23 protein-coding genes and 1 pseudogene are annotated in these 25,368 nt (G+C 38.4%); 11 read left to right on the top strand and 13 right to left on the bottom strand.

The window, feature by feature from the left end:
* Window positions 1-106 precede the first annotated feature (106 nt).
* The 4 genes from RDV52_RS06125 to RDV52_RS06110 all read right to left on the bottom strand — a co-directional run bounded on the left by RDV52_RS06125 (window position 107) and on the right by RDV52_RS06110 (window position 2,368).
* Window positions 107-1,120 carry a class II fructose-bisphosphate aldolase gene (locus tag RDV52_RS06125; protein WP_004364573.1) on the bottom strand — a complete coding sequence of 338 codons (1,014 nt, stop codon included), beginning with the start codon at window positions 1,118-1,120 and terminating at the stop codon, window positions 107-109.
* A 152-nt stretch (window positions 1,121-1,272) separates the two neighbouring features.
* Window positions 1,273-1,623 carry a hypothetical protein gene (locus tag RDV52_RS06120; protein WP_004366515.1) on the bottom strand — a complete coding sequence of 117 codons (351 nt, stop codon included), beginning with the start codon at window positions 1,621-1,623 and terminating at the stop codon, window positions 1,273-1,275.
* Between the two features lie 19 nt (window positions 1,624-1,642).
* A complete protein-coding gene (locus RDV52_RS06115) occupies window positions 1,643-1,894 on the bottom strand; it encodes a hypothetical protein (RefSeq protein WP_004366516.1) in 252 nt (83 codons plus the stop codon).
* 306 nt (window positions 1,895-2,200) lie between these two features.
* Complete coding sequence (locus tag RDV52_RS06110) at window positions 2,201-2,368, bottom strand: 4Fe-4S binding protein (protein ID WP_004364569.1); 168 nt, start codon at window positions 2,366-2,368, stop codon at window positions 2,201-2,203.
* 233 nt (window positions 2,369-2,601) lie between these two features.
* On the opposite strand from RDV52_RS06110, the gene porT reads away from it, so the two are divergent.
* Entirely contained in the window at window positions 2,602-3,348 is a 747-nt protein-coding gene (gene porT, locus RDV52_RS06105) for a type IX secretion/gliding motility protein PorT/SprT (protein WP_004366518.1), read from the top strand.
* A 218-nt stretch (window positions 3,349-3,566) separates the two neighbouring features.
* Here porT and RDV52_RS06100 read toward each other — a convergent pair whose 3' ends face one another.
* Both RDV52_RS06100 and RDV52_RS06095 read right to left on the bottom strand, forming a co-directional pair.
* Window positions 3,567-4,406 (bottom strand): bifunctional metallophosphatase/5'-nucleotidase, encoded by an 840-nt coding sequence (locus tag RDV52_RS06100; protein ID WP_004364567.1) that lies wholly within the window; start codon window positions 4,404-4,406, stop codon window positions 3,567-3,569.
* A 37-nt stretch (window positions 4,407-4,443) separates the two neighbouring features.
* Entirely contained in the window at window positions 4,444-5,253 is an 810-nt protein-coding gene (locus RDV52_RS06095; RefSeq protein WP_040557037.1) for a 5'-nucleotidase C-terminal domain-containing protein, read from the bottom strand.
* Between the two features lie 244 nt (window positions 5,254-5,497).
* On the opposite strand from RDV52_RS06095, the gene rplS reads away from it, so the two are divergent.
* On the top strand, window positions 5,498-5,866 hold the full coding sequence (gene rplS / locus RDV52_RS06090) for a 50S ribosomal protein L19 (RefSeq protein ID WP_004364565.1): 369 nt from the start codon (window positions 5,498-5,500) through the stop codon (window positions 5,864-5,866).
* Window positions 5,867-6,026: 160 nt separating this feature from the next.
* On the opposite strand, the gene RDV52_RS06085 is transcribed toward rplS, so the two are convergent.
* Window positions 6,027-8,105 carry an LTA synthase family protein gene (locus tag RDV52_RS06085; protein WP_004366520.1) on the bottom strand — a complete coding sequence of 693 codons (2,079 nt, stop codon included), beginning with the start codon at window positions 8,103-8,105 and terminating at the stop codon, window positions 6,027-6,029.
* Between the two features lie 561 nt (window positions 8,106-8,666).
* Between RDV52_RS06085 and RDV52_RS06080 the strand changes: the two genes are divergently transcribed.
* Together RDV52_RS06080 and RDV52_RS06075 are read left to right on the top strand one after the other, a co-directional pair.
* Complete coding sequence (locus tag RDV52_RS06080; RefSeq protein ID WP_004366521.1) at window positions 8,667-10,481, top strand: GmrSD restriction endonuclease domain-containing protein; 1,815 nt, start codon at window positions 8,667-8,669, stop codon at window positions 10,479-10,481.
* A 10-nt stretch (window positions 10,482-10,491) separates the two neighbouring features.
* Entirely contained in the window at window positions 10,492-10,614 is a 123-nt protein-coding gene (locus RDV52_RS06075) for a hypothetical protein (RefSeq protein ID WP_004366522.1), read from the top strand.
* A gap of 310 nt (window positions 10,615-10,924) precedes the next feature.
* Here the strand turns inward: RDV52_RS06075 and RDV52_RS06070 are convergent, their stop codons facing one another.
* Window positions 10,925-11,473, bottom strand: a complete 549-nt coding sequence (locus tag RDV52_RS06070) for an outer membrane beta-barrel protein (protein WP_004366523.1) — start codon at window positions 11,471-11,473, stop codon at window positions 10,925-10,927.
* 415 nt (window positions 11,474-11,888) lie between these two features.
* Here RDV52_RS06070 and RDV52_RS06065 point away from each other — a divergent pair, with 415 nt between their 5' ends.
* The 3 genes from RDV52_RS06065 to RDV52_RS06055 are packed head-to-tail and all read left to right on the top strand — an operon-like array spanning window position 11,889 to window position 15,353.
* A complete protein-coding gene (locus RDV52_RS06065; protein WP_004366524.1) occupies window positions 11,889-12,320 on the top strand; it encodes a hypothetical protein in 432 nt (143 codons plus the stop codon).
* Window positions 12,321-12,335: 15 nt separating this feature from the next.
* Entirely contained in the window at window positions 12,336-13,328 is a 993-nt protein-coding gene (locus RDV52_RS06060) for a hypothetical protein (protein WP_004366525.1), read from the top strand.
* A 45-nt stretch (window positions 13,329-13,373) separates the two neighbouring features.
* Complete coding sequence (locus RDV52_RS06055) at window positions 13,374-15,353, top strand: leucine-rich repeat domain-containing protein (protein ID WP_004366526.1); 1,980 nt, start codon at window positions 13,374-13,376, stop codon at window positions 15,351-15,353.
* Here the strand turns inward: RDV52_RS06055 and RDV52_RS06050 are convergent.
* The gene (locus RDV52_RS06050) at window positions 15,326-15,565 is read right to left on the bottom strand and encodes a hypothetical protein (RefSeq protein WP_004366527.1); all 240 of its coding nucleotides are present in this window, start codon (window positions 15,563-15,565) and stop codon (window positions 15,326-15,328) included. The two genes, RDV52_RS06055 and RDV52_RS06050, sit on opposite strands and share 28 nt — an antisense overlap.
* Before the next feature lie 717 nt (window positions 15,566-16,282).
* Here RDV52_RS06050 and RDV52_RS06045 point away from each other — a divergent pair.
* On the top strand, window positions 16,283-16,882 hold the full coding sequence (locus RDV52_RS06045) for an EcsC family protein (protein ID WP_004366529.1): 600 nt from the start codon (window positions 16,283-16,285) through the stop codon (window positions 16,880-16,882).
* Complete coding sequence (locus RDV52_RS06040; RefSeq protein WP_004366530.1) at window positions 16,872-17,135, top strand: EcsC family protein; 264 nt, start codon at window positions 16,872-16,874, stop codon at window positions 17,133-17,135. The genes RDV52_RS06045 and RDV52_RS06040 overlap by 11 nt, the downstream gene beginning before the upstream one ends.
* 203 nt (window positions 17,136-17,338) lie before the next feature.
* On the opposite strand, the gene RDV52_RS06035 is transcribed toward RDV52_RS06040, so the two are convergent.
* Window positions 17,339-19,654, bottom strand: coding sequence for a TonB-dependent receptor (locus tag RDV52_RS06035; RefSeq protein WP_004366531.1), 2,316 nt, complete (start codon window positions 19,652-19,654; stop codon window positions 17,339-17,341).
* 2 nt (window positions 19,655-19,656) lie between these two features.
* Window positions 19,657-20,370, bottom strand: coding sequence for a hypothetical protein (locus RDV52_RS06030; protein WP_004366532.1), 714 nt, complete (start codon window positions 20,368-20,370; stop codon window positions 19,657-19,659).
* Window positions 20,371-20,867: 497 nt separating this feature from the next.
* Between RDV52_RS06030 and dnaG the strand changes: the two genes are divergently transcribed.
* Together dnaG and cls are read left to right on the top strand one after the other, a co-directional pair.
* Window positions 20,868-22,799: a DNA primase gene (gene dnaG / locus RDV52_RS06025; RefSeq protein WP_023925653.1), complete on the top strand. Its 1,932-nt coding sequence runs from the start codon at window positions 20,868-20,870 to the stop codon at window positions 22,797-22,799.
* A gap of 34 nt (window positions 22,800-22,833) precedes the next feature.
* Entirely contained in the window at window positions 22,834-24,258 is a 1,425-nt protein-coding gene (gene cls / locus RDV52_RS06020; protein ID WP_004366535.1) for a cardiolipin synthase, read from the top strand.
* A gap of 172 nt (window positions 24,259-24,430) precedes the next feature.
* On the opposite strand, the pseudogene RDV52_RS11255 reads toward cls, so the two are convergent.
* Window positions 24,431-24,653: pseudogene (locus RDV52_RS11255) on the bottom strand (transposase); the annotation flags it as partial.
* 225 nt (window positions 24,654-24,878) lie between these two features.
* Window positions 24,879-25,364, bottom strand: a complete 486-nt coding sequence (rplQ, locus tag RDV52_RS06010; RefSeq protein ID WP_004366537.1) for a 50S ribosomal protein L17 — start codon at window positions 25,362-25,364, stop codon at window positions 24,879-24,881.
* Window positions 25,365-25,368 lie beyond the last annotated feature (4 nt).

Below are 25,368 nucleotides of genomic sequence, written 5' to 3'. Positions count from 1 at the left end.
ATTCTGTTTTATTTAAGGTGTTTTTAGTATTCGCTAATTAAGTGGAAAAGAACGGCGGAAGCCTCTCCATGAAGGTTCCGCCGCTTGTATTGATTACCTGAAAAGATTAATCGAGGTTAGCCAACTTGTTCTCTGAACCAAGAACGTCCTTAATCTTTTCGGTATAAAGGTCTATCATATACTCTCGAGCCTTACCGCAATACTGGCGTGGGTCGAAGTATTCAGGGTGCAATGCCAATGTCTCGCGAACACCGGCAGTGAATGCGAGGCGAGAGTCAGAGTCTATGTTAATCTTGCATACAGCACTCTTTGTGGCTTTGCGGAGTTGCTCTTCTGGAATACCCACAGCATTTGGCAGAGCACCACCATACTTATTAATAATGTCAACATACTTCTGAGGAACTGAAGATGAACCGTGAAGTACAATTGGGAAACCAGGCAGTTGTTTCTCTACAGCCTGCAATACATCGAATGCCAACGGAGGAGGAAGCAGACGTCCAGTCTTCGGATCGCGCGTACACTGCTCTGGCTTAAACTTGTAAGCACCGTGAGAAGTACCAATAGAGATTGCCAACGAGTCGCAACCCGTGCGTGTAGCAAAGTCTACCACCTCTTCAGGACGTGTATAGTGAGACTCTTCTGACGCAACATCGTCTTCCACACCAGCCAGTACGCCAAGCTCGCCCTCTACAGTTACATCAAACTGATGTGCATACTCTACAACCTTCTTAGTTAAGGCAATGTTCTCCTCGTAAGGAAGTGCAGAACCATCAATCATTACAGAAGAAAAGCCAGTATCTACACAGCTCTTGCACAATTCGAAGCTGTCACCGTGGTCAAGGTGAAGTACAATCTCCGGGTGGTGGCATCCCAATTCCTTGGCAAATGCAACAGCACCTTCAGCCAAGTAACGAAGCAAAGTCTGGTTGGCATACTTGCGTGCACCCTTTGAAACCTGAATAATTACAGGAGACTTTGTTTCTGAACAAGCTGTAATAATAGCCTGAAGCTGCTCCAAGTTATTAAAGTTAAATGCGGGCACAGCCCAACCGCCATTAATGGCTCTCTTGAACATCTCGCGTGTGTTTACGAGACCTAAGTCTTTATAATTTACTGCCATAATATTGTTATGTATTTAAAATGTGAATACTGAATACTAATAACTGATTGCAAATATAAACCTTTATTTTGTGAATACCAAACCTTACACGAAGATATATTGGCAGAACTGTTAATTTAAACTTATTTCTTGACTATAAACAAACATTTGTATTAGATGAGTCCTTTTATTACTGCTCTCCAAATAGAATGTAGATAACTGCGAGGAGAGGTACAGTACACAATTACTATATCTCCTCGGCGAGTTCTTTCATTACATGCCCATATAGAAGTCTTAGTTGTCTCATATTCTCCCAAAGAGTCAAGGAATTCAAAATCGCCTTTACCCGATGCCCCTGTCAGCCATACATTTATTGGTTCTGGCAGTTCACTCTCTACTGGTTCTTTTGCATCTAACAATACTCTTGCTCCATAATCGTATAGACAAGCACAGAGTTCTCCATCTGTCAGAGCATACCCTTTCTGAAATTCATTAAGCACTACACGCATTTCATAGTAATACATTAGATATTGTTTGTAATCTTTAGAACGTGGTATTGGTGGTATCACGATTAAAAGTCTCTTCGCCTATGGAGTATCGTTCAGCAAAATTAATTTCATGAATAAATACCATATCAAAAAATTGCTGAGGATTAATATCACTATCCAATTTTTTCACAAACGTAGCAATAGCTTCGATATTGTCATATACATTTTCTGGCTGTGGTTCAAACAAGTGTATAGCTTTCTGTCCATCAGCAGATTGTTTATAATAGTTCCACAAAGTTTTGTTCATATCTTGTCTTATAATTATTTTGTTGTCTAAAGTGCCCTCATACTGTTCATCAGAATTCCTACAAATATAGTATTATATTTCTAATTCTTGGCAGCACCTAACAAAAAATATTAGAGATTATCTATATTAGTTTCCTAATTTGTCATGACTTTGAATTATATCGAACAAAATCTGTTCGAATATTATACTGTCCATTACGTTGTAAAGTACACCCCTAAAAAACTATATTGAATCAAAATCTTACCAAAAGAAAAAGCGGACCCTCACGAGTCCGCCCAATTTAATCAGTAACAATTAGTTGTGTTATTAACCCAAGCTAATAGCTTCGCTTGGACAAACACTTGCGCATGTGCCACACTCTGTGCAGGCATTAGCGTCGATCTTGTAGATGTCGCCTTCAGAAATTGCACCTACTGGACATTCATCAATACATGTACCGCATGCGATACAGTCGTTTCCAATTACATAAGCCATAATTATAATTCCTTTATTATTTTAATAATGTTTTTGTATAGGATCGTTATTGCGTCCTTGTTTTTGTATGGTGCAAAGGTAAAAAATATTTTCTTAATACCTACAAATGATGATAATATTTTGAAATATTTAGACAAGATACAAATAAAAATGCATCGCCTGCAAGACAATTTAGGTACGATAAAGTCCTTATTTCACAATAAATAGACACAGAGAACGTTATAGTGGCATATATGAAAAGACTTTTTTACATAATATTATTGGTAGTGGCATCAGCTAATAGCTTTGCTCAAGACCGTACTGTGCAGAACCGTCCTTACGCTGACTTGCGCCCATTCCACTTTGGGGTAATGGTCGGTACACACTTGCAAGACCTCGAATTTACCAATATCGGACCGCAAATGGTTGATTTAGATAATGGTACAGGACCTGTGCAGAAGATAGTTTCAGTAGACCAAGACCGCTGGGACGCAGGCTTTACGGTGGGCGTATTGGGCGAATTAAGACTTAACACAACCTTTCAGTTGCGTATTGCGCCTGCAATGTATTTTGGAACACGACATATTACTTTCAGAAATCTGACCGATTTAGATGCCAATGGGCGACCAACCGAAAAGATGCAAGATTTAAAAACCGCTTACGTCTCGTGTGCTTTTAATCTTATAGCTGCTGCTCCACGCTTCAATAATCACCGTCCATACCTAATGTTAGGTATCAACCCAATGGTTAATCTGTCTGGAAAGACCGATGATTTTTTCCGATTGAAGGGTGGCGATGCTTATTTAGAGGTTGGATTGGGCTGCGACTTCTATCTTCCGTTCTTTAAATTACGCCCCGAACTGAAGTTTATGTATGGCTTGTCTAATTGTTTAGACACCAATCATTCAAAAGAATTGCGCGATAAAAGTATGCTGATGTACACTAATTCAGCAAACGAAGCGCGCTCCAAGATGATAGCTCTTACGTTCTATTTCGAATAAGTTTGTTGGGAAAAGGCGATGCTTTTCCAAATGGATACCACCTATGGAGAGAGAGCACGGAACAGCTTTTTTATTCTTCTTTTATTGGGTTTGTAACATTTTAGTAATCAACACCTTATAAACGAAAAGACAAAACAGGCACTTTTGCGTTCTAAAAGTGCCTGTTTTGCAATGCAAAAGAACTTATTCCGGATTACGGAACAATTTCTTTGGCTTTCCTACTTCTTTTTCTCCAAGTCTAAAACCATCTTTCCAACGAATATGCCCGACTTGCCGTTTTGGTCAATACCTACCTCCCTGCCGTCCAAGTCCTTTACATATACAAGTTTTTTCAGGAAGGTATGCGAGTGTCCACCCAATATTAGGTCGATACCACGTGTACCTGCTACTACTTCCTCGTCGCTAATTCCCTCTATGTTTATGCCCAAATGCGATATACAAATTATCAAATCGCATTTCTTTTTCTGTAGTTCATTGATACATTTCTGAGCGCATGCTATCGGATCCAAATACTTTAACGGACCGTAGTTTTCTTTTACCACCAATCCATCAAGCTCTGGAGACAAACCAAATACACCTATCTTTAGTCCTTTTCGCTTTAATATAATGTAAGGTTTCACTATCTTTGCCAATTCCGTACCTGCAAAATCGTAGTTCGCACATACGATAGGGAAGTTCAATCCCTTAAACATTCGTATCATGTTATCGAGTCCGAAGTCGAACTCGTGATTGCCTATTGTGCCTGCATCGTAGTGCATCAGATTCATCAATCCAACCTCTACATCACCTTTGAACATAGTGAAGTAGGGTGAACCTTGGCAGAAGTCTCCGCTATCGAACAGCAACAGGTCAGGGTCTTTCGCTCTTTCCTCCTTCAACATGGCTATACGGCGTTCGAAGCCCGCACGTCCTGCCCGCAGAGTATCGGCAAGTGTGGTGTTGAAAGGCATTATCTGGCTGTGCGTATCGTTTGTATGCAGAATGGTGAGTTGCTTCTTCTGTGCGAAAACAACAATGCTGAACATACACAAGGCTATCAGTAAAATATTCTTTTTCATTATTTTAATCCTTCTATTATTATTCCATTTGTTCGCCTTACATAGCCTTAACGGCAGGGCGTTCCTCGTCTGTACTGAAGTAAGCAATACGTCCTTCTGTCCTACTGTCAATCGTCTTACCCTCTGCTGTCATCGCTTTGAAATAGTTCAGAATGATGTATCGCGAATTATTCGATGGATCTTGTGGCGCATTGAAATCTGTTTTAGCCTTAAAAGCCTCTAATTTGTCGTTGCCCTGTGCCAAGTAGTCAATTGTAGCAATACGATATTTTGCCTTCGGGTCAATCTGTTTGCCGTTCAAACTTGCATATTGAAGTGTGTTACGTTGGCTTAAACCCAGGCAAACTCCCTTGCTGACACCTTCTCCCCCCGTGTGGGCTATCTGTCGGAATAACTCCAGTACCTTATCGCCAGTAAGTGTAAGAAAACATATTTTATTTTCGAAAGGTGCAATGTCGTTCACATCGCCTACTGTAACATTACCTTTCGGTAGAGCCGCACGAATGCCTCCCATATTGTAAACGGCAAAATCTACTCTCTCGTTATATTCTTTTGCAGCCCAAACCAATATATCGGCAAGTAAGTTTGACAAGCCGCTCTCTGGGCGATGTGCTGTCATATAGTGGTCGGATTGTGCCACCACTGGGCTCATAATACTGTCTACAATATGTTTGTAAGGTGCTAAGAACCTTACAGCCATCGTATCTTTGGCAGTATCATAGCGTGTGTCAATCAGTATTCTGCTACGCTGCACATCTTTGAGTTGATATTTTCCGTGTTGTGCTGCACATGGTGCACAGGTCAATACAGCAGCCACACTTCCTGTTAAAAATATTTTTTTATTCATATTCCACATTTTTATTTACTGCAAAGTTAGTAAAAACTTGTCAGCCAACAGAGTTCTGCGCCATCTTGTTTTACGTCATAAATGTAAAATGTAGTTAAAGAACGTTTGAAAAAACGAACGGTTCCGTCGTTAATTAAATAATTTATAGTAACTTTGCATCGCTTTTCGGTATAACCGCTGGTCGTGGAAGAGTCATGTACTACGTTGTATTGGAACGACAAACAATATTTAATTAATAAATAAAATGGATTTAATTAAAATTGCTGAAGAAGCATTTGCAACCGGCAAACAGCATCCGGAGTTCAGAGCTGGAGACACTGTAACTGTCGCTTACAAAATCGTCGAGGGTAATAAGCAACGTATTCAGCTTTACCGTGGTGTAGTAATCAAGATTAACGGTGAGGGCGAAAAGAAGCGTTTCACTGTCCGTAAGATGTCTGGCACCATCGGCGTTGAGCGTATTTTCCCAATGGAATCGCCTAACATCGATTCTATTGAAGTTAACAAATATGGTAAGGTACGTCGCGCAAAACTCTACTACTTACGTAAACTTACAGGTAAAGCTGCTCGTATTAAGGAAAGAAGAGTGGTATCTGCTAAGAAAGACAAGTAGATTGTTTTTTGTAAAATCCCAAATAAAAATAGGTTGTGTCAAAACAAAATTGGCACTTCCTTTTTTTTATGCACAAGTTCAGCCTTTCCAATCCTGGACTTTATTATTTCCTAAAGCTTTTCTTCCTTAGACTTCCAAATATCAATGATTAGATATTTGTTTACCTGCTTAGATAAATATTAGTAAACTGATAGTAGGCTTCTGCTTTTTGTATGAAATCATTACGTTGTTGTCGCAATGGTATCTCAATGGCTGTACCATCTTTATCGTACCTCACACTGAACTGTTCTATTTTGCGTACGGGCGAAAGTATGGTTAGACAGTTGTTTTCTAAATATCCTAAATTCTGATAGGTTGCCATAAAAGCACGAGGACGATATGCAGAAGAGAAAATGTTTTGTCCCGTAAAGCTTACTTTACATGGAATATTAAGCAAAGCCAGAAGAGTTGGCATGACATCTATCTGCGAACAAACCGTCTTTACTGCTTGTGGCGCTATATGTTTTGGACTGTATATAATGCACGGAATGTGATACCGGTCTGTGGGTAATGTCGTTTTTCCTGCACTCGATGCACAGTGGTCGGCTATTATAACAAATATTGTATTGTTGAACCACGGTTTACGAGAAGCCTGTTCTATAAAGTTGCCTATTGCGTAGTCGGTATAGCGTACAGCAGCACTCCGAGTATGCGGGTTACCTTCAACTTTTATTCGTCCTTCGGGATATGTATAGGGGCGATGGTTGCTTGTAGTCATAATCTGTGCGAAGAATGGTTTTGCCTTTTTTGCATTCGCATCAAATACTTTCAAACTCTTGTTGAACATATCTTCATCGCATACTCCCCAGATATTAGCGAAAGTAACGTCGTTTTTGTCAATGCTTGCCCTGTCGATAACTTCGTAACCATTATGAGAGAAGAAATCGCCCATATTATCGAAATAACTATCGCCGCCATATAAAAATTGCACTGTGTATCCTTGCTCTTTAAGCACTGCTCCTACAGACATATCGCCCATACGGTTCGCTTTTTGTTTAATAATGCTTTCGCCTGCACTGGGGGGAATGCAGAGCGAAAGTGCTTCCAAGCCGCGCACTGTACGGTTTCCGTTGGCGTATAAACTATCGAAAACCATACTTTTCCGAATTAATTGGTCGAGCCGCGGAGTTAATTCCTCGGTATTTCCATAATGTTTTAAGAAATCTGCACTCAGGCTCTCCACCGTAATCAGCACAATATTGCAACGCCTTGGTTTGCCGTTCGCATTGCCTAACAGTTTATAACCTTGCGAGTTCAGACCTGATAATCTGCGATAAGTATTAATACATTCATTCTTATCCATCATAGGGTAGAACTTGTTGTACTCTAACTTATTGTTGAAGAAGGCAACAACAAAATTGCCGGCACCATTCTGTTCTAATTGACTAACGTATTGATTGGAACTTTCAAACCCTTGTGTAAGCGAGGCTGCCCCGAATGCAACGGAGCAAATAACGACATAAAGCAAACTATGCACAACTAACAGTTTCGGCGTGTATAGCTTTTCTAATTTAAAGCGACGTCGTCGCGACTGCCAAATTATGATGCCTGCCGTAGCAATTACAGATAATAAAACAAGTGGAACGATAGAATAAGATTCCATAATATTGCCCAATACTTCGTGTGTATATACCAAGTAATCGACGGCAATAAAGTTGTAGCGCACGCCAAATTCTTGCCAAAAGAAATATTCGCCTGCCGATACACAGATGAACAGCAGCACATACGTGCCCCATGTGCCATACATTGTTACACGTCGCCACGCCATTCTTAATCTCGGAATAAAGAAACGCAACGAAAAACTTGCGAGTTTCCAACCGAAGAAAATACGTGCTATGAGAGGTGCACCACCACCATATTCATGAAATATAGATTTTGCCCAAAGCGAATAGACGAAAGCTAAAGCTAACAACGCCTCTATCACATACCCTGCCATTTTGTTGTATTTCCATTCGTTCAGACCTAAGTACAAAACAAATATGGGAATGGTAAGTAAAGTTCCAACACCAAAGTCGGAAAGCAGTCCAACTCCAAGGCTTCTAACAATGTCGATAAACGAAAAATCGGTAGTTGTAGGAGTTGAGAACATCAGAATAATGCGCAAGACGAAACCGAAGACCAAATAAAGTTTTATAAAGCTGTTGGCAACAAGATAGGCTGCATTCCTTCTAATTAGTTTATTTTCTTTTGTGCAGAACATTCTGTTTATGCTATTTTTATGGTTTACAATATATTCAATACGCTTGCAAAGTTATAAATAATCTTTTAATATTTTATTCTATTTTATAACATACTTAGCAACAATTGTAGGTTTCGCCACCACAATAAGCTTAGAGCAGGATTTTTATTTTATCCAAATCGGTTATTAGAATCAGCACAGATTTTGCTCAATTGTCGGACAGACAAGATGACAACAAGCAAAAAATGTCAGATAACAACAGAATCAATACGAGACAATGAGTATAATATACTATATAAGCGAGTATAGGACGGCAAGATACATGTGGCTTTTTCCACAATAAAAGGACTGTCCTATACCTATTTGAGATATAAAGCAGCTGTATCTATTCCCAATATAATAGAGAAAATAATATCAGGTGGAGCAAAATAGTTAGCTTTCTTTATCTTTCATATGATTCTTTTATAGTATATTTGCAACAGTTATCTTGTATTGATACAATAACCAAAAGACTACTTATGGAAGGATTAAAAAGTGATATAAATAATTCTTCAGTAAGCCTTTTTATTGAAACAAATAATTATGACAGAAAAATTTACTGCTTCTAACATTTCTCTTGAACAGATTTTAAATTATATAAAGTCTGGAGAGATTGCTATACCTGAAATACAACGTCCATTTGTATGGAAGACCCGACAAGTAAGAGACTTGATAGACTCTCTCTATAAGGGCTATCCTGCAGGTTATCTGATTATCTCGCAAAGTCCGGATATGAAGCTGAAGGACGGTTCACTCTCTATTGGCAAGAAGATAATGATAGATGGACAACAGCGTGTTACGGCATTGATGACTGCAATTGTCGGAATGGAAGTTATAAGCAGTGATTTCAAGAAACGCAGAATAAAGATTGCATTTAATCCTCAAGCCTCGGAGGAAGAGAATGAAGAGATTTTCAAAGTTCAGGACAATGCTATATTGAAAGATAAGAAATGGATAGCAGACATTGCGGAATTATTCAAACCAGACTTTGACCAATGGGCTTTTGTGAATGAGTATTGTAAGCGAAATCCTGATGAGAATGGTTCGCATATAAATAACGTATTAATGCGTTTGCTCGATATCAAGAACCGACAAATCGGAATAATAACACTGAATAAAGATTTGAATATAGATGAGGTAACAGATATTTTTATCCGTATTAACAGTCAAGGTACCAAACTGAATCAGGCTGATTTTGCAATGTCAAAAATTGCTGCCAATACAGAATATGGAGGAAATACACTTCGTAAGGCTATCGACTATTTTTCACATTTAGCGATAGAGCCCGACTGGTATGGCGAAATGGTTAAAGATACTATATTCGTAAAAACTCCATACTTTAACAAACTAAAATGGCTGAAAGATGACAGAGAAACAATATTCGACCCTGATTATAACGACATTCTACGTATAGCCTTTATGTATAAATTCGGTCGTGCAAAGCTCAAGGACCTTGTAAACCTTCTTGGCGGACGCGATTTTGAGACACGAGAGTATAAAGCATTAATAGCCGAAGAGTCTTTTGCCAAGCTGAGCGAAGGAGTAATCGATTTTATGAATCAATATACATTTGCCAACTTTATACTTGGAATTAAAGGTGCTGGTTTCATCTCCAACAAACTAATTAATTCTCAGATAACATTAGATTTTGCCTATACGCTATACTTGTTGCTAAATAATGATAATGCAATAGAAAAGAGTCAGATTAAGCATTACGTGGCAAAATGGTTCGTAATGTCTACATTAACAAGCCGGTATATTGGATCTCCTGAATCACAAATGGATTTTGACATCAAGCGTATCCGCGAAAAGGGGTTCCCGACATTCTTTCGAGAAGTAGAAGAAGTCAGCCTTTCGGAGACATTCTGGAATATCAGATTGGTGCAACTACTCGAAACGCAAGTCATAAACAGTCCATTTTTCAATGTATTTCTTGCAGCACAAATATACAAGGGAGATAATGCCTTATTTAGCAACGGAACTAAAATAAGCTATTTAATTACATTAATGGGCGATGTACATCATATTTTCCCAAAACAGTATTTGCGTGATAATGGCTACAACGAACGAATACAATACAACCAGATTGCTAACTTCACTTATCTTGACACACAGGTAAACAAAGAGATATCTGACGATGCACCAAGCGTATATTTCAAAAATGCTGTGGAACAATGTGAACGAGGGCATACGCTTTATGGAAATGTATCAGACATAGACGCCTTGAAACAAAATATGGAAGAAAACTGTATACCAAGTAATATCGTGAATATGGATTATTCAAATTATTCTGAATTTCTTATAGCAAGACGAAAAATGATGGCTGCAAAAATAAAAAGCTATTATTACAGTTTGTAGCAAACAACATATGGAACATTGGGGAAACAAAATTAAGAAGGAAGTAGGATATCTTTCAGAAGAAGAGAAGGGAGAAGACCATTTGACAGCATACACTTTAGAGAGGAATTTATGGGAGTACTCTCTTGCATAAAATTGTAATAGATAAAAATATTAACGCCTCATTATCCAAAAGAGCCGCTTGTTGCGTGTGCATTCATCGTTTCATGATTTTGCCCTTAGTCATATCATGCCAAATGACAGACTTACATTCAGGAGTAATGGACATTTAGAGATTTTCAGCCCCTAACGTTCATTCGTCTGCATATACTTATATAGCCTAATTACAAGTCTTTGTTCAGGCTTAGGTAACTTCTTCCTAAATAATGCAAAAAGAGGGATGTGCAGTTTAAACGACATCCCTCTCTATGAACATTAAGTTAAGTTTGTTTCAAGCAAGCTCTTTAGAAGTTGTAGTAAACACCAAAGTTAATGTTATTGCCATTAAGGTTTACACCCCAAACGTGTGAATCTTTGCTTGCACCATCGTATTTTTTAGACTTCCAACCAGCAAAACCTACGTGAGCTACAAAACTGACTTTCTTGTTAAGGTTTACAGCAATACCTGGTTTCAAACCTACTGACCATTCATCAACTGAAGTGGTAACTGCATGCGCATGGTTATAGTGGGTATAACCGAAACCACCATCGATGAAAGCATCTACATACTTTGTACGAACTACATTGAAACGAGCATAAGGTGCAACTGTGAGATAGTTGCGAGTTTCACCCTCTATATTTACAGGGTTACCTTTTCCCCAACCAACGATGGTACCAATTGCAACATCTTTATTGATGTTATAACCAATTTCAGGGAGAACTTGATAGGTTGTTACGTTGTCGCCACCACGTTCTTTAGAAGAAGCAATACCAACACTACCACCAACATAAACCTGTGCACTCGCTGCGATTGCTACAAATGCAACAGCAAAAGTCATTAAAATCTTTTTCATCTTAATAAAATTAATTTGTTAATACTGAAATATAAATCTCTTTACACCCCTAACTCTATTGTAAACAGAGAAGAAGTCATGAACTTGGGTGCAAAGTAAAAACTTTTAAACTGAACAACCAAATTTTTATATCAAGTTTTTTCAAAGTGATGTAAACGAACGTTAAGACCTGCATTTTTTAGAGATTATTTTACAAAGCGTTACTTTTTTTAGCAGTTACCAATAACATAACGTCTAAGTCTATTCTGTTATGTAAAACAAAGCGATATTTACTGCGAATAATTTGTTCTTTCCGAGAAAATTTCGGAACTTTGCAGCAAAGTATTATATGACTATGCTTACTATGTTTTACGCATTGAATGTTTCAAACTTTAACCTTACCGACAGGTAAATAATTAATTACACCTATTTAAAGATGAATAAGATTTTATCAAAGAACATTACGCGCTATCTGTGTCTAACAGTAGCCGTTCTTCTTTCTGTTTCAGTTACTGCACAGAAAGACTTTTCCTCTATTCGCACCGGCGTAAATGTCGCAGATGCAAAGATTATCGAGAGTGGTGTCAAATCTTTCAAAGAGATAGAAGGAAAACTTCCAAGGCGAGCAAACAGCTTTGATGATGACAACCCAGACCATCACGCAACAACAGGTTGGGGCTTGAATTACGAATATTACAGATACACCTACCCCAGCATCAACACCAAAGGCGAGCCTGTAACTCTGACAGCCCTGGCAGCAATGCCAACCAATTATAAAGTTCTTATCAACAACATTATTTTAGGTTGCCATATTACGATAACCGATAATAAGAGTACGCCTTCAGAATACATAAAGAGCGGAGATTGAAAAAGCGATGTGGGTATGTTGGTCATGCACGCAAAAAGCAAGAGTGCTTCGGAGTTGGCATACAACTGCTTGGTGATATTGCCAGACTATCAGGGATACGGAATAACACAAAACGAAGCCCACCCTTACTTAGCACAGGAAGTAACAGCCCGACAGAGTGTCGATGCGCTCCGCTACGGCATTGAGCTATACAAAAGCAGCAAGAAAGGACGTGCTAAACTCAGAGATGATTGGAAAACCATCTGTGTAGGATACTCTCAAGGAGGTTCGGTAGCTATGGCTTCTCATAAGTTTATAGAAACCAACTTTCTCGACAAGGACCTCCAGTTGGGTGGCTCGGTATGCGGAGATGGTCCGTACGACCCTATCGCCACGCTGAAATTCTATATCACCGAGGATAAAATATACATGCCTGTAGCCCTCCCCCTTATTATAAAAGGTATGCTCGACTACAATCCTTACATGGGAAGGCACAACATAAAAGATTACTTCAATGAGAAGTTTCTCAAGACAGGAATCCTTGATTGGATAGAGAAGAAAGAAAAAGATACTCAGGTTATACAAAATGAACTAAAGAAAATATATAACTTCCAAAAAGATGCAAAGGGAGAATATATAAAGGTATCTGAAATATTCACTCCCGAAGCATTTGCCTTTATGTCTAAAAAGGTGAAAGGAGAGGAAACGGAAAAGAATCCTAAATTTGACGACCTGTACACAGCTTCAACCGTTAATAATCTTACAGAAGGTTGGAAGCCCAAGTACCCCATCTATCTTTTCCATTCAAAGGTTGACGAGGTTGTGCCTTTGAGCAATGCGGAAAGTGCCTACCAGAAAATGAGAACCGATGCTAATCCAAACATTGTCAAATACACCTATGTAAATAAAGGCGGACACGTGGAAAGTGGAAAGACTTTCTACTTTGCATTATTTGGTAAATGTTACGAACAACAAGGCGTAGAAGCCATTGCAGGTGGCGAGGAAGCCTGGAAGAAGTTCAAACCATAACAGCATTAAACATCAAATTATATACAATCTTCAACATTGAAAGATATGAAAAAACAACATATATTAATATTTTTAATAGCAGTATGCGCACAGCTTTCTGCCTTTGCCTCTGTTTTAGAGAAAGAAACGCTCGTAAAAGGTACAGCCAAACTGAATGGAACAGATATTCCAATTTGGTTTAACATCACAGGAGAAGGCGTCGCAGAAGTTGGAAACGGTAAGAATGCAGCTATCAGTCAATACTCTGTGGGAAAGCTTGTCATTCCTGCTTCGTTCACCAATGCTGCTGAAAACCGCCAGTACAAAGTTACAAAGGTCGGTGATTTCGCGTTCAGTCTTTGCGACAAACTGACAGAAGTAGTACTTGAAGAAGGAATTACGGAGATAGGCGAACAGACTTTCTTCGGCTGCAACGCCCTGCTGAACATCGGCTATCCAGCCTCGCTGACAACCATAGGCAGGGGTGCTTTCAGAGGTTGCAGAAACCTTAAGCACACCAATCTACCTGCAAATCTCGCCACAATCGGGCAGGAAACCTTTGCAGAAAACCAATTCGCTGACAACAAAATAGTTATCCCCAACAAGATAACAACCATTCCGCTTGCTTCTTTTGAAAGCAGTAAGCTGCAAATCGTGGTATTGCCACCTTCGCTGACAAGCATTGAAGAAGACGCTTTCCTACATTCTGAAGATTGCGACTTCTATATGTTCGACGGAACAACAGCACCAATGGTAAACGAAAAGAGCGTCAATCAGAAAGGACATTGGTATGCCACAAACCCTGAAATCTACGCTGCAAACAACTTCTGCAAGGGTTTGCTGCCTATCAGTGCCATGATTCCACAGAAGGAATTCATCGCAGAAGGCCTTACCTACAAAGTTCTAAAAGAGGGAGAATACCCCAGCATCTTCACCGCTTCGGTTCATAAGAAAAGTAACGAAACAACTTGGAGCCACACTTTCAACGAATTTAAAGAGAATGTATTCAACGATACTTTCGCAGGCAAGTGGAAACCATCATTCCGTGTAAACGGTATAACCCCAAACTTCTTTGCGGGTGAGGACATAGAAAAGCTACACCATATTGCCCTGCCAACAAACATAGAGGCGGCACAAGCCAAAAACGCATTTGCACAATGCAAGGCTCTCGTATCTCTCGATTTATCTAAGTTGAAACCATTGGAAAAGAACGAAAGCGACGAACTTTTAAGCGGACTGCCCGAAAACACAGTGGTATATGCGCCAAAGGGACAAACCGATGAACATCGGGCTTACAACACAGTTCTCACAGCAGACAACGGAGAACGCCGCACAAGCCATTTCAAAATAAACATTGACGACAATTTTAACGAGTTGGCAATGAAAGGAAACATGAACTACTACCTTCCTCATAAGTTCATGGCAGACAAAGCCACTTTCAATCGTTCTTCTTTCCAAAAGAAAAAGAAAGAAACGCTCGTATTGCCGTTTACGGCCAAGCCAAGCGGAAAAGCCTTTGCGTTCAGTAAGATGCAAGGAGAGAACGGTGCAAAAGAAACCATTGTATTCTCTATAGAAGAGGAAATGCAGGCAAACAAGCCCTATATATACATATCTAACGGAGAGGAAATCTCGGCTAACAATGTGGAAGTAAACCCACAAATAGCAGGAACAACACCAGCGGAAGTCACAAATCTATATGGCGTCTACAAGGCTGATTACATTAAAAAGTTGGCAAACAACCTACAACTTCAGGGCACTATCTATATTTACAGTTCTACAGGAAACGAAGGAAAAGGTGCTTTCGTACGAGCTGGGGAGTATGCTAAAATCACTCCTTTCCACGCATTCTTCCACCTTAACAGCAAAGATTCGGAAACAAAGTTAGACGTTTCGTTCGAGGGAGAAGAGCCAACAGGAATAGACACCCCATCGGCAAGCAAGGACGATGACGACAACTCTTGGTTCAATCTGCAAGGAATAAAACTCAATGGTAAACCAAAGAAGGGCATTTATATTCATAATGGCAAGAAAAAGATAATATGATAATCCGCTATCATACCACCAAATTCTAACAAGAATAAAGGCAGGCAAGTTTCGCCAACCTTCTTGAGTTTATAGACCTTATCCAAACTAATGCCATCCACTAAGACATTCAGCAGACGGACAGGGTCATCTTCCCGAATATCCTTATCGATTCTTTGAGGAAAAAGAACCATTTTGTTGTCAGTGTAAGAACGAAAGTGTACCTTTGCCATAATGGATTTGTTTGCCTAAAGGTACAAAAACTTTAAGACATAGCAAAGCCCTGGCTTGAGAAAGTAGGGGCTTTGCGCAAAAAAGGGTTCTTCCAGAATTTGGAGTGATACCGTATAATATCTGATTATCAATAACCTTTGTAACTTTGATTCTTTTATATCCCTTTATTTGTTGAGTATTAAAGAATATAAAGTGCTAAAATAAGGACTACTATATCTATATGTAGCTTATATGGGCTATATACACCATAAAGAGCTTATATTTATAGTTTACAATACTTCTTTATCAACAGGAAGCCTAAAAAATATAATTCCATCACTCCAAATTCCGGAAGAGCCAAAAAAAAAGGACTATTTTGACATACCCTCGTAATTAATAAAAAATTTTAATTATCTTTGCAAATGAAATTCAAGTGCATCTGCGAGAAGGTGTGCGTTATAAAGAATTCATTTTAAAAAAAGAGCGTTTGACTCATTATCCTCGACTGAATCTGGACAATTCAATCTTATGTGGATAATAGGCAATTCCGCTCACGCTTAGGATTATTATTCCCTTATGGGACATAGTATATCTTATGGCGTGGGCTTTTGCATATTACACATAAGAGGTTGTCCAGAACCTAAGTCGAGTAATAGCAAAAGTTCCCACGCTTTTTAATCTAATAAATTATTAATAGCTTACTTCTGGGAAACAGTGGGCATTAATTTGCGTTAATTATGGATTTAACGGAATACCAAAGAAAACAACTCGCCCTTATACAGAAATGGGAGAAAAGAGAACCAAGTATTGCAAGTAAAGCTGTGGGGAAAATTATGGGTCCTTTTACTAAGCTTTTTACTAAGGTTGTCCCTGATAGTCTTATTGAAAGTGCGTTGAAAGGAGCAAATGAAGCGGCTGTATTCTTTACTGACATTAGTGATGTGAAGCGTGATGGGAAAGTAGATAATATAGCTGAATTACGTAAAAAAGACTTGGAGCTTAGTGATAAACTCGCTGATAGTGTTCGTAAATGGGCGATTGGAACTGCTATGGCAGAAGGAGCTGCTACTGGATCTACAGGTGTACTGGGAATGGGAGTTGATATTCCTTTTATTATAACTTTTGCATTACGTACCATTCACAAGATAGGTGCATGTTATGGATATGACATTAATCCAAGTAATGCCGAAGAAGAAAATGTATTTGCCTTAGGTGTTCTTTCGGCAGCAAGTGCGAATAATATGGAAGAAAAAACTGCAATCTTATTTTCTTTGAAGCAGGTTTCCATTATGATACAAAAAAAACACATGGAAGAAAATAGGAGAAATGGCTTCTAAAAATTTCCTCGCCAAAGGCATATTGAATATAAAACAGATTGCAAAAATAATAGGTATAAACCTTACTAAGCGTAAAGCTGGGCAAACTATTCCTGTAATTGGCGGTGGTATTGGGGCTGCAATGAATGGCTCGTTTATTAATGATATTGCACGAGCAGCACAAAAAAGTTATCAAAAAAGATGGCTCAGTGACAACGGTCTTATTCAGATGGAAGAAAGTATTGAAGACTTAAATACCGATGAGGTGAACTAATAGTATTGCACTTCAATTGAAAGGTCGCTCTCAACCATAAGATTTTATAATGAAAAAATATTTTCTTAACCCGTTGGTAGAATTAATTTAGTGCATACTTAATTCTACCGATGGGTTTGTTGTTAGTGAGGTTTACATCCATCGTTAATTAGAATCTATCTTTTTGTGCACTATCTTATTCGTGGAAAGTGGTTACTGTAACATTAAAATATAGGAGCGTCGGTGTCTTTATTTTCTATCTTTCGACTAATCGACTTATTTTTTCCAGAATTAAAACTGAACTCAATACCAAAAATACACATCGATTTGTTATCTCTGATGCTGCGTTCTGAGTATTCCTGAACAATAGAGTTGTTATTTGTTTTGGTAATGTAGATAGCATCTTTGCTAATAAATAGCATTCCCAATGAGAACTTCCAGTTTTTTAACTGGTAAGCAATACTCAAATTATTTTGTGATTCACTCCTTGTTTTGTAAATACCCTCTGCTGAATAAGTCGGAATAGAATAAGTATAGTTTGCCGACAAGTTTTTATAATTGAAATCTAAACTAAAATAGTTTTTGCAAGAGAAAGCACTGAACTTATTATCTGCTGTAGAAGTTGTACTCGTACAAGGATCCAATGTTATTTGTAAACGCAATAAATTTGAACCAAATGGTTTTATAGAGGCATTTACTCGTCCACCATACGTGTAAGCATAGTTTCCATTCACCGAATTGTAGATTAAATGATTATCTTCTTCGCTATAATACCCTATAATTGGTTTCGTTTTATAAAGATGGCTTAATATTAATTCTAAATCCAGATATTTGCTATAAAAATTGTATAACAGCCCACTTGTACAACTATGCTCGTTCCTTAAGTTTGGATTTCCAGAATAGTAAATGTCTTTACTAATCATTTTTACGTTATTGCTAAGTTGTGTTACTGTTGGAACATTAGTACCAGAGACAAACACAAAACGTAAAGTAGACTTGTTCGATAGCTTATAGCCCAAAATAAATCGAGGATTAAAAAGAGTTCTATGGTAAGAAGTTATAGCACTTTTAATATTTAAGAGTGTCAAACCCAAATTTAGTTGGTACATAAACTTATTTTTTACACCGTCCACGGCAGTATAAATACGTTGTTGCCAAATATTTGAAGTGTAATTATAGCTTCCTTTCAGATTTTTCAAATCAGAAAACAAGTGAGAATAGTCAAAACGATAGCCAGTATTTATATTTCCTAACCCTATTTGGTGTGTGTATATTACTTCTCCTATAAAACTTGACTTCTTGTTGTTTAAATTCATTTCGTCTTGAAAGAATAAACTATTCCCTGGTAAAACATATTGGTTGTTTTTATTTTTTCCATTTGTTTCGAAAAAAGTAGTGGTAACATTGGCAGTCAATTCATTTTTTTCTCCAAACTTTTGCCAGTAATACAAGTCGATGGAAGGGTTGAAAGTATGTGTTTTGTCTGTATTATAGCTCATTATATTCAATGCCGAATTGCCATTTACATATATACCTGTGTTATTAGATTTAGAAAATATACGCTCAACATTTGGTGTGAGTGTTACTTGGAATATCTTTTTATCCAATTGTGTGTAGGTATATTTCAGAGAAATATTGTGCGTAGCATAGCCGAATTTTTCTTTTCCAGAAGTTTCATCTAAACAATCAATCCCATTCAATGCGTATTTGTAGCTATTCTGCGTAAAGCAATCCTTATAATTCCGATAATTAAAATTGTATTCTATGTGAAAAATGCTGTTTCCTTTTGTTGCTGCATAAAACAATCCATCGTTAGAAAAACCTGTTGTTACGGCATTAGAAGTATTTATTCCAAAAGAATAACCGTTATCTAATTGTTTTGTTACGACATTGATAACACAAGTAGCAGAAGCATAGCGAGCGGGTGGAAAATCGTAATAGTCTACTCGTTTTACTTTATTGGGAGCTATGGCTCTCAGTTCATTTTCGGTAGATCGTACACCATTAATAAGAATGAGAGGATTACCTTGGTTGGTTGTCAGTTTGCCCGACATTAAGTCTTCTCTTACTCCAGAGATATTTTTTAATAAATCGCGTGCCATTTGTGCTCGTTTCATTTCCTCACTTGTAAAAACAATAGAGCGATGGTCTATTTTCTGATTATTACGACTTGCAGTTACAACCGTTTCATTCAATTGAGTTACTGAAGGTTTTAAATCAAAATTCTTGGTTAAGACTTGACCAGAAGAGGACATAGTGATGCGTGTGGAAGTTGTAAGAGTTTCGTAACCTATACACGAAATTATAAAACGATAGCGACCAATAGGAATATTCTCAATAAGGTAGGAGCCTTCCATATCTGTTATTGCACTATACAGAATTTTTGTTGTATCGGAAGCATTTTGTACCGCAATGTGAGCAAATTCAATTTTCTCTTGTGTAGTTAAATCTTTTACACTCCCTTGTACGTTTATTTGAGCATTACAAAATAAGTGTGTTAGAAAGGTAAAAGCAAATAGAAATAGGGTTTTTCTGTACATTTTTATTTTATTCTTGGTAATGAGAATAATTGAGTTTCCTTGTCTATTGTTAGTTCATCGCCAACAGTGAATTTGATGTTCAAAACTCCCGAAAAATATTTATTTGGTGTATTATAGTTTACCACTGTTATTTGCTTTATCATCTCCATAGGTACCTGCTGCAGAATCATATCCATCTTTTCATCAGGTATTTCCGAATTGTTTGCAAAAACTTTATAAGGAGAATCAGATGCTTTGGGGAACAGCACCCTGTCTTCATATTCTATTTCTAATTTCTTTTTAAGAAAGTCTAACAACAAGAGTTTTACATCTTCTTTTGTTGGGGTTAGAATTGTTTCAGAATATGTTTTCTCGGTGGGAATGTATTTGAAATAGGCATTAATATTGCCTACAAATTCTGGTCTCTCATTAAACTTGTTACATAAATAACTTGCTGCATTTGAATTTCCTTCGATGACCGAAATTGTATAATCCTTAAATATATCCATAGGAACTCCATAGAAAGAAAAAGCACCTAAAGAATTTGAAACTGTAATAGCTTTGGGCATTTGCTCTCCTTCTTTAGTCAATGCTATTGTAAGATAAGGAACGCCAGAAGTTAATTTTGTACTGTCGGTGTATGCTATGCCATTATACCAATAATCGGTATTTTCTTGTGAAAAGACACTTAAACTTTTTAATGTCAAAAGCAGAAATAGAATAAATTTATATCGCATATTGTTTATTTCTCTATTATTAACAGTGCAAAGGTATAGATAAAATTTTGTTTTTCATATGTTTTTATTATTTAACACAAGAAAACAGCTTGCAATAGTTTATAATCTTTTGTAATAGCTTCCCAAATTCGATACATTACAGGGTATTATTCATTCCCGATAAGAACCGAGAAAAAGCCAATGACAATAATGGCTAAAAAATTATTATTATAACAATCAGATTTTATAATGAAAAAAATATATTTTCTTATTATATTTTTCGTGGTTTATAATAAAAAAAAGTGTCATAAAATATTATGTTGAGTGGCAGCATATTACAAATGTGTTTTCCTACTTCATTTTTGTGCCTCACAGGTATCGTACTTCTCGTTTACAGGTGCTTATAATAAAAATTATAGCACACTAATGTTTGCAGATATCGTTTTCGGTGCTTTCAAATTTGGAAGACCTATTTTGTTGTTGTATCTTTGTAGCAACTTCAACGATTGAAAAGACTTATGATAGACAGACCAACAGTAGACAGAATATTGGAAGCCGCAAACATTGTGGACGTGATTTCGGAATATGTTTCGCTGCGAAAGGCAGGCACAAGCTACAAGGGACTGTGCCCATTCCACGATGACCGCACGCCGTCGTTTTCGGTCAGTCCTGCAAAAGGTGTCTACAAGTGTTTCTCGTGTGGCGAGGCGGGCAACGTTGTGAACTTCATTATGAAGCACGACCAGATGACTTACCCCGAAGCTCTGAAAGTCTTAGCAAAGAAATACGGTATTGAGGTAAAGGAACGGGAGCTTACCACGGAGGAGAAACAACTTGAGAACGAACGCGAGTCGATGTTTCTTGTAAACGAATGGGCTGCAAAATATTTCCAAAACATACTGCACAATCACGTAGACGGCAAGGCTATAGGCTTGCAATACTTCCGCAACCGTGGCTTCAGAGACGATATTATAGAAAAGTTCCAGTTAGGTTTCTGTCTCCCGGGAAAGCAAGAATTTGCCAATGCGGCACTGAAAGCTGGCTATAAGGCTGAATTTCTTGTAAAGACGGGGCTTTGTTTTGAACGTGAAAATGGCGAACTCGCAGACCGTTTCAATGGCAGGGTTATCTTCCCTTGGCTGAATGTAAGTGGTAAGGTGATTGCCTTTGGCGGTCGTCTGCTCGATTCAAGAACGAAGGGAATAAGCCAGAAGTATGTCAATTCGCCAGGTAGTGAGATTTATCAGAAAGACCACGCGCTGTACGGAATATACCAAGCAAAGAAAGCTATTGCCAAGTTCGACCTTGTATATATGGTGGAGGGTTACACCGACGTGGTATCTATGCATCAGTGTGGCATAGAAAACGTGGTGGCAAACAGCGGTACGGCACTTTCGGTCTATCAGATAAAGCTGCTCCGCAGATTTACTTCAAACATTGTGTTGCTGTATGACGGCGACGAGGCGGGGCAGCATGCAGCCTTGCGCGGTACGGATATGTTGCTCTCGGAAGGTATGAATGTGAAAGTTTTGTTGTTGCCCGACGGGAAAGACCCTGACGAGTTGGCACGCAATCTGACTGCTGAGGCTTTCAGAAAGTATATCGAAGAGAACCAAACAGACTTTATTGTCTTCAAGATAAATGTATTATTACGAGGTATAACCGACCCCGTGAAGCGGTCGGAGGCGATAAACTCCATTGTGCAAAGCATTGCTGTGATTAAAGATCCCATATTGCGCGACACCTATTTGCGCGAGTGTGCACACAGAACGGGAATGAAAGAGAACACACTCATTGCACAGATGAACCGTTTCATTTATAACGACAGAGAACAGCAACGAAAGGAGCAAGTGCGGGAAGCCGAACAAACTGTAAGCGAAGAGCAAGTGTTGCGCCCTGCAACGCCTATGCAGCAGGCATCGAAAGTAGAAACGATGTTGGTGCAAGCCATTGTGCGAGACGGTGAAAAAATCATTATTCGCAACGTGTTGAACGACGAGACAGGCGAAAAAATCAATCTTAATGTAGCACAATATATTGCCTACGACCTCGGGCTGGACAATCTTTCGTTTAAAAATCCATTATCGGTTCAAATTCTTACAGAAGCCATAGAACATAGTGGAGACGAAAATTTTAAAGCCGAAGAATATTTCACGCATCACCCCGATATACTTATTTCAACATTAGCAGTAAAGTTGAGCGTAGACCGTTTCCAGCTGTCAGAAAGTATGCAGATGAAGGAACGGGAGATTGACCTCTGCGACCGCATAATGCATCTTATACTCGATTACCGTATGGACTATGTGGAACAACACCTGAAAGAGTTGCAGGCAAGTCTGTCGGCAGAGAGCGATTTGAATAAAGTAATGGAAATAATGGGAGAGATAAAGAAGATGCAAGACATGCGCAACGTGCTTGCACGCAAATTGGGAAACGATATTGTGGTGTGATGGATAGGAAATAGGCATTAAGGAAGGAAAAGGAATGATTTACGTACACTGGATAGTTCTTGCAGCCTACACCGTGATAGCCGTTGTGGCAATGATTACGGTGCTGATGGAGCATCGCCAGCCTGCAAAAACCATTGCATGGGTGCTGGTGCTGTCGTTCTTGCCGTTGGTAGGCATCGTTCTTTACTTCTTTTTCGGTCGTCGCACCCGCAAAAATCATAATATCTGGAAAAAGAGTTTAGACCAACTTACAAAGCGGTCTATGATAGAATTTGCCGAACAAAAACAATTGGAACTCCCCGAAGACAACAAGAAGCTGATTCAGCTTTTCATGAATCAAAATTTAGCTTTGCCATTTAAAAACAACACTGCAGAGGTTTATATTTCGGGATATGAGTTCTTTCCTGCAGTCTTAGCCGCCATAAGCAAGGCAAAACATCACATTCATATAGTTTCTTACATTGTAGACGACGACCCGTTAGGGCATTTATTACGCGATACTCTTATAGATAAAGCACGCGAGGGAGTGGAAATACGTTTTTTGTTTGACGATGTGGGTTCATGGAAAACATCTAACAGCTTCTTTGAACAAATGCGCGAAGAAGGTATCGAGGTACACCCTTTTATGCCTGTACGCTTTCCAGCCTTCACGGGAAAGGTGAATTATCGAAACCACCGCAAGATTATCGTAATAGATGGGGAGGTTGGTTTTATAGGTGGAATGAATTTAGCGCAACGTTATGTCAAAGGGTATAAAGGAAGAATATGGCGCGATACTCACGTAAAAATATGCGGAGCGGCTGTCTACGGACTTCAACGTGCTTTCCTTGTAGATTGGTTTTATGCTGACCGTACACTAATAACCGATCGTAAATATTATCCTGAAATAAAAACAAAGCAACCAAATAATTGTCTGATACAGATAGTAACAAGCAGTCCTACCAGTATTTGGGAAGAATTAGAGCAAGGCTATATAAAGATATTGCTAAGCGCAAAACAATATGTTTACATGGAGACCCCCTACTTTTTGCCCACCGAACCCATGTTCTTTGCTATGCGAACAGCTGCCCTGTCGGGTGTTGATGTACGGTTGATGGTGTCGTTAGAAACCGATTCAAAGTTAGTTCAAATGGCTTCCTGGTCTTATCTTTCTCAGGCAGTAAAGGCAGGTGTAAAGGTTTTGTGCTACAAAAGGGGGTTCAATCATAGCAAGTTGCTGGTTGCTGACGACAATGTTGCAACGATAGGTTCGGCAAATATAGACTTCCGCAGCTTTGAAAACAACTTTGAAGCCAATGCTTTCTTCTATGACAAACCAATGGCACAACGCATAAAAAATATCTTCTTAGCCGATGAAGCAAATAGTGTCCCATTAGAAAATATAAAGGAAATAAATCAGAAAACATTTCTTTACCGACTATGGGAATCGGTTATCCGCCTGCTAAGTCCATTATTATAACATACATTTTGTACATAAAGAAACCACATAAAAAGGTTCCTCAGTTAAATACGTAAACGCTTGTCGCGTATAGCTTTAACCCATGGCAATATATGGTTTCAAACCGATAATATCTTAAAAAGTGTGTAAGATTATTGTTCCTTTCTTTGCTTATTCTTCATTTCTCTTTCTTTTATCTCCAGAATTTCCATTGATGTATTTTCCTCTGTATGCTGCTTCTGTTTCTTCCATGGCAACACTTGCCAGGAGGAAAGGTACTGACTTGTCTGATGGCATCAATGCTCACATTTTATCGTCCCTCTTATACTTTCTATTTGAGCCTTTCAATCCAATTAGTTGTATATATACCTTTGCACTTGTACGGGAAAGTCCATGTAAGTAAAGCAAGCCATTGAGCATTGCTCAACGCCTTCATGACAGCTATTGCCTAAATTATACAAAGATAAGGAAAATATGGACTTACACACATTTTTAAGACAGTACCTACCTTTCTATCACAACGGCTATGTATCAAAGATGTTGAAATAGAAAACTTTTAATCATCTTCAAAAAGGAAATAACAAAAAACTCCCAACACATAATGCTGGGAGTTTTTATATAAAGAATAATTAATATTCCGATTACTCAGCCTTTGCCTCTTCAGCTGCATTCTCAGGAGCATCTACAGCAGGAGCATCAGCCTTCTTTGTTGAACGGCGGCTACGACGTGTCTTCTTAACTTCAGCTTTAGGCGTCTTAGCCATATTCTCATCATAATCAACCAATTCTATAAAGGCTATAGGAGCAGCATCTCCTTTACGGAAACCAAGCTTAATTACACGAGTATAACCGCCTGGACGATCACCAATCTTAAGAGAAATTTCTTTGAACAATTCGTTTACGGCGTCTTTATCTTGTAAATAACGGAATACAACACGACGTGAATTTGTCGTATCATTCTTAGAACGTGTAATTAAAGGCTCAACAAACTTCTTTAAAGCCTTAGCCTTTGCGAGAGTCGTAGTGATTCTTTTGTGCTTTATCAAAGAAATTGCCATGTTAGAAAGCATAGCACTACGATGACTAGCAGTACGACCCAAATGGTTGAATTTTTTATTATGTCTCATCTTA

This window comes from Prevotella nigrescens, assembly GCF_031191185.1.
GTDB classification, from domain to species: Bacteria; Bacteroidota; Bacteroidia; order Bacteroidales; family Bacteroidaceae; genus Prevotella; species Prevotella nigrescens.
This window is presented reverse-complemented; position numbering and strand designations above follow the sequence as displayed.

Bases quoted from the DNA above. Each gene is read 5' to 3' on its own strand.
- RDV52_RS06125 (WP_004364573.1), bottom strand. From the start codon at position 1,120: ATGGCAGTAAATTATAAAGACTTAGGTCTCGTAAACACACGCGAGATG.
- RDV52_RS06110 (WP_004364569.1), bottom strand. From the start codon at position 2,368: ATGGCTTATGTAATTGGAAACGACTGTATCGCATGCGGTACATGTATT.
- RDV52_RS06035 (WP_004366531.1), bottom strand. From the start codon at position 19,654: ATGTACAGAAAAACCCTATTTCTATTTGCTTTTACCTTTCTAACACAC.
- RDV52_RS06095 (WP_040557037.1), bottom strand. From the start codon at position 5,253: ATGAATAAAAAAATATTTTTAACAGGAAGTGTGGCTGCTGTATTGACC.
- RDV52_RS06050 (WP_004366527.1), bottom strand. From the start codon at position 15,565: ATGGCAAAGGTACACTTTCGTTCTTACACTGACAACAAAATGGTTCTT.
- RDV52_RS06065 (WP_004366524.1), top strand. From the start codon at position 11,889: ATGAATAAGATTTTATCAAAGAACATTACGCGCTATCTGTGTCTAACA.
- RDV52_RS06030 (WP_004366532.1), bottom strand. From the start codon at position 20,370: ATGCGATATAAATTTATTCTATTTCTGCTTTTGACATTAAAAAGTTTA.
- rplQ (WP_004366537.1), bottom strand. From the start codon at position 25,364: ATGAGACATAATAAAAAATTCAACCATTTGGGTCGTACTGCTAGTCAT.
- RDV52_RS06075 (WP_004366522.1), top strand. From the start codon at position 10,492: ATGGAACATTGGGGAAACAAAATTAAGAAGGAAGTAGGATATCTTTCA.
- RDV52_RS06060 (WP_004366525.1), top strand. From the start codon at position 12,336: ATGTTGGTCATGCACGCAAAAAGCAAGAGTGCTTCGGAGTTGGCATAC.
- RDV52_RS06080 (WP_004366521.1), top strand. From the start codon at position 8,667: ATGACAGAAAAATTTACTGCTTCTAACATTTCTCTTGAACAGATTTTA.
- RDV52_RS06120 (WP_004366515.1), bottom strand. From the start codon at position 1,623: ATGTATTACTATGAAATGCGTGTAGTGCTTAATGAATTTCAGAAAGGG.
- RDV52_RS06115 (WP_004366516.1), bottom strand. From the start codon at position 1,894: ATGAACAAAACTTTGTGGAACTATTATAAACAATCTGCTGATGGACAG.
- RDV52_RS06045 (WP_004366529.1), top strand. From the start codon at position 16,283: ATGGATTTAACGGAATACCAAAGAAAACAACTCGCCCTTATACAGAAA.
- dnaG (WP_023925653.1), top strand. From the start codon at position 20,868: ATGATAGACAGACCAACAGTAGACAGAATATTGGAAGCCGCAAACATT.
- RDV52_RS06040 (WP_004366530.1), top strand. From the start codon at position 16,872: ATGGCTTCTAAAAATTTCCTCGCCAAAGGCATATTGAATATAAAACAG.
- RDV52_RS06055 (WP_004366526.1), top strand. From the start codon at position 13,374: ATGAAAAAACAACATATATTAATATTTTTAATAGCAGTATGCGCACAG.
- cls (WP_004366535.1), top strand. From the start codon at position 22,834: ATGATTTACGTACACTGGATAGTTCTTGCAGCCTACACCGTGATAGCC.
- porT (WP_004366518.1), top strand. From the start codon at position 2,602: ATGAAAAGACTTTTTTACATAATATTATTGGTAGTGGCATCAGCTAAT.
- rplS (WP_004364565.1), top strand. From the start codon at position 5,498: ATGGATTTAATTAAAATTGCTGAAGAAGCATTTGCAACCGGCAAACAG.
- RDV52_RS06070 (WP_004366523.1), bottom strand. From the start codon at position 11,473: ATGAAAAAGATTTTAATGACTTTTGCTGTTGCATTTGTAGCAATCGCA.
- RDV52_RS06085 (WP_004366520.1), bottom strand. From the start codon at position 8,105: ATGTTCTGCACAAAAGAAAATAAACTAATTAGAAGGAATGCAGCCTAT.
- RDV52_RS06100 (WP_004364567.1), bottom strand. From the start codon at position 4,406: ATGAAAAAGAATATTTTACTGATAGCCTTGTGTATGTTCAGCATTGTT.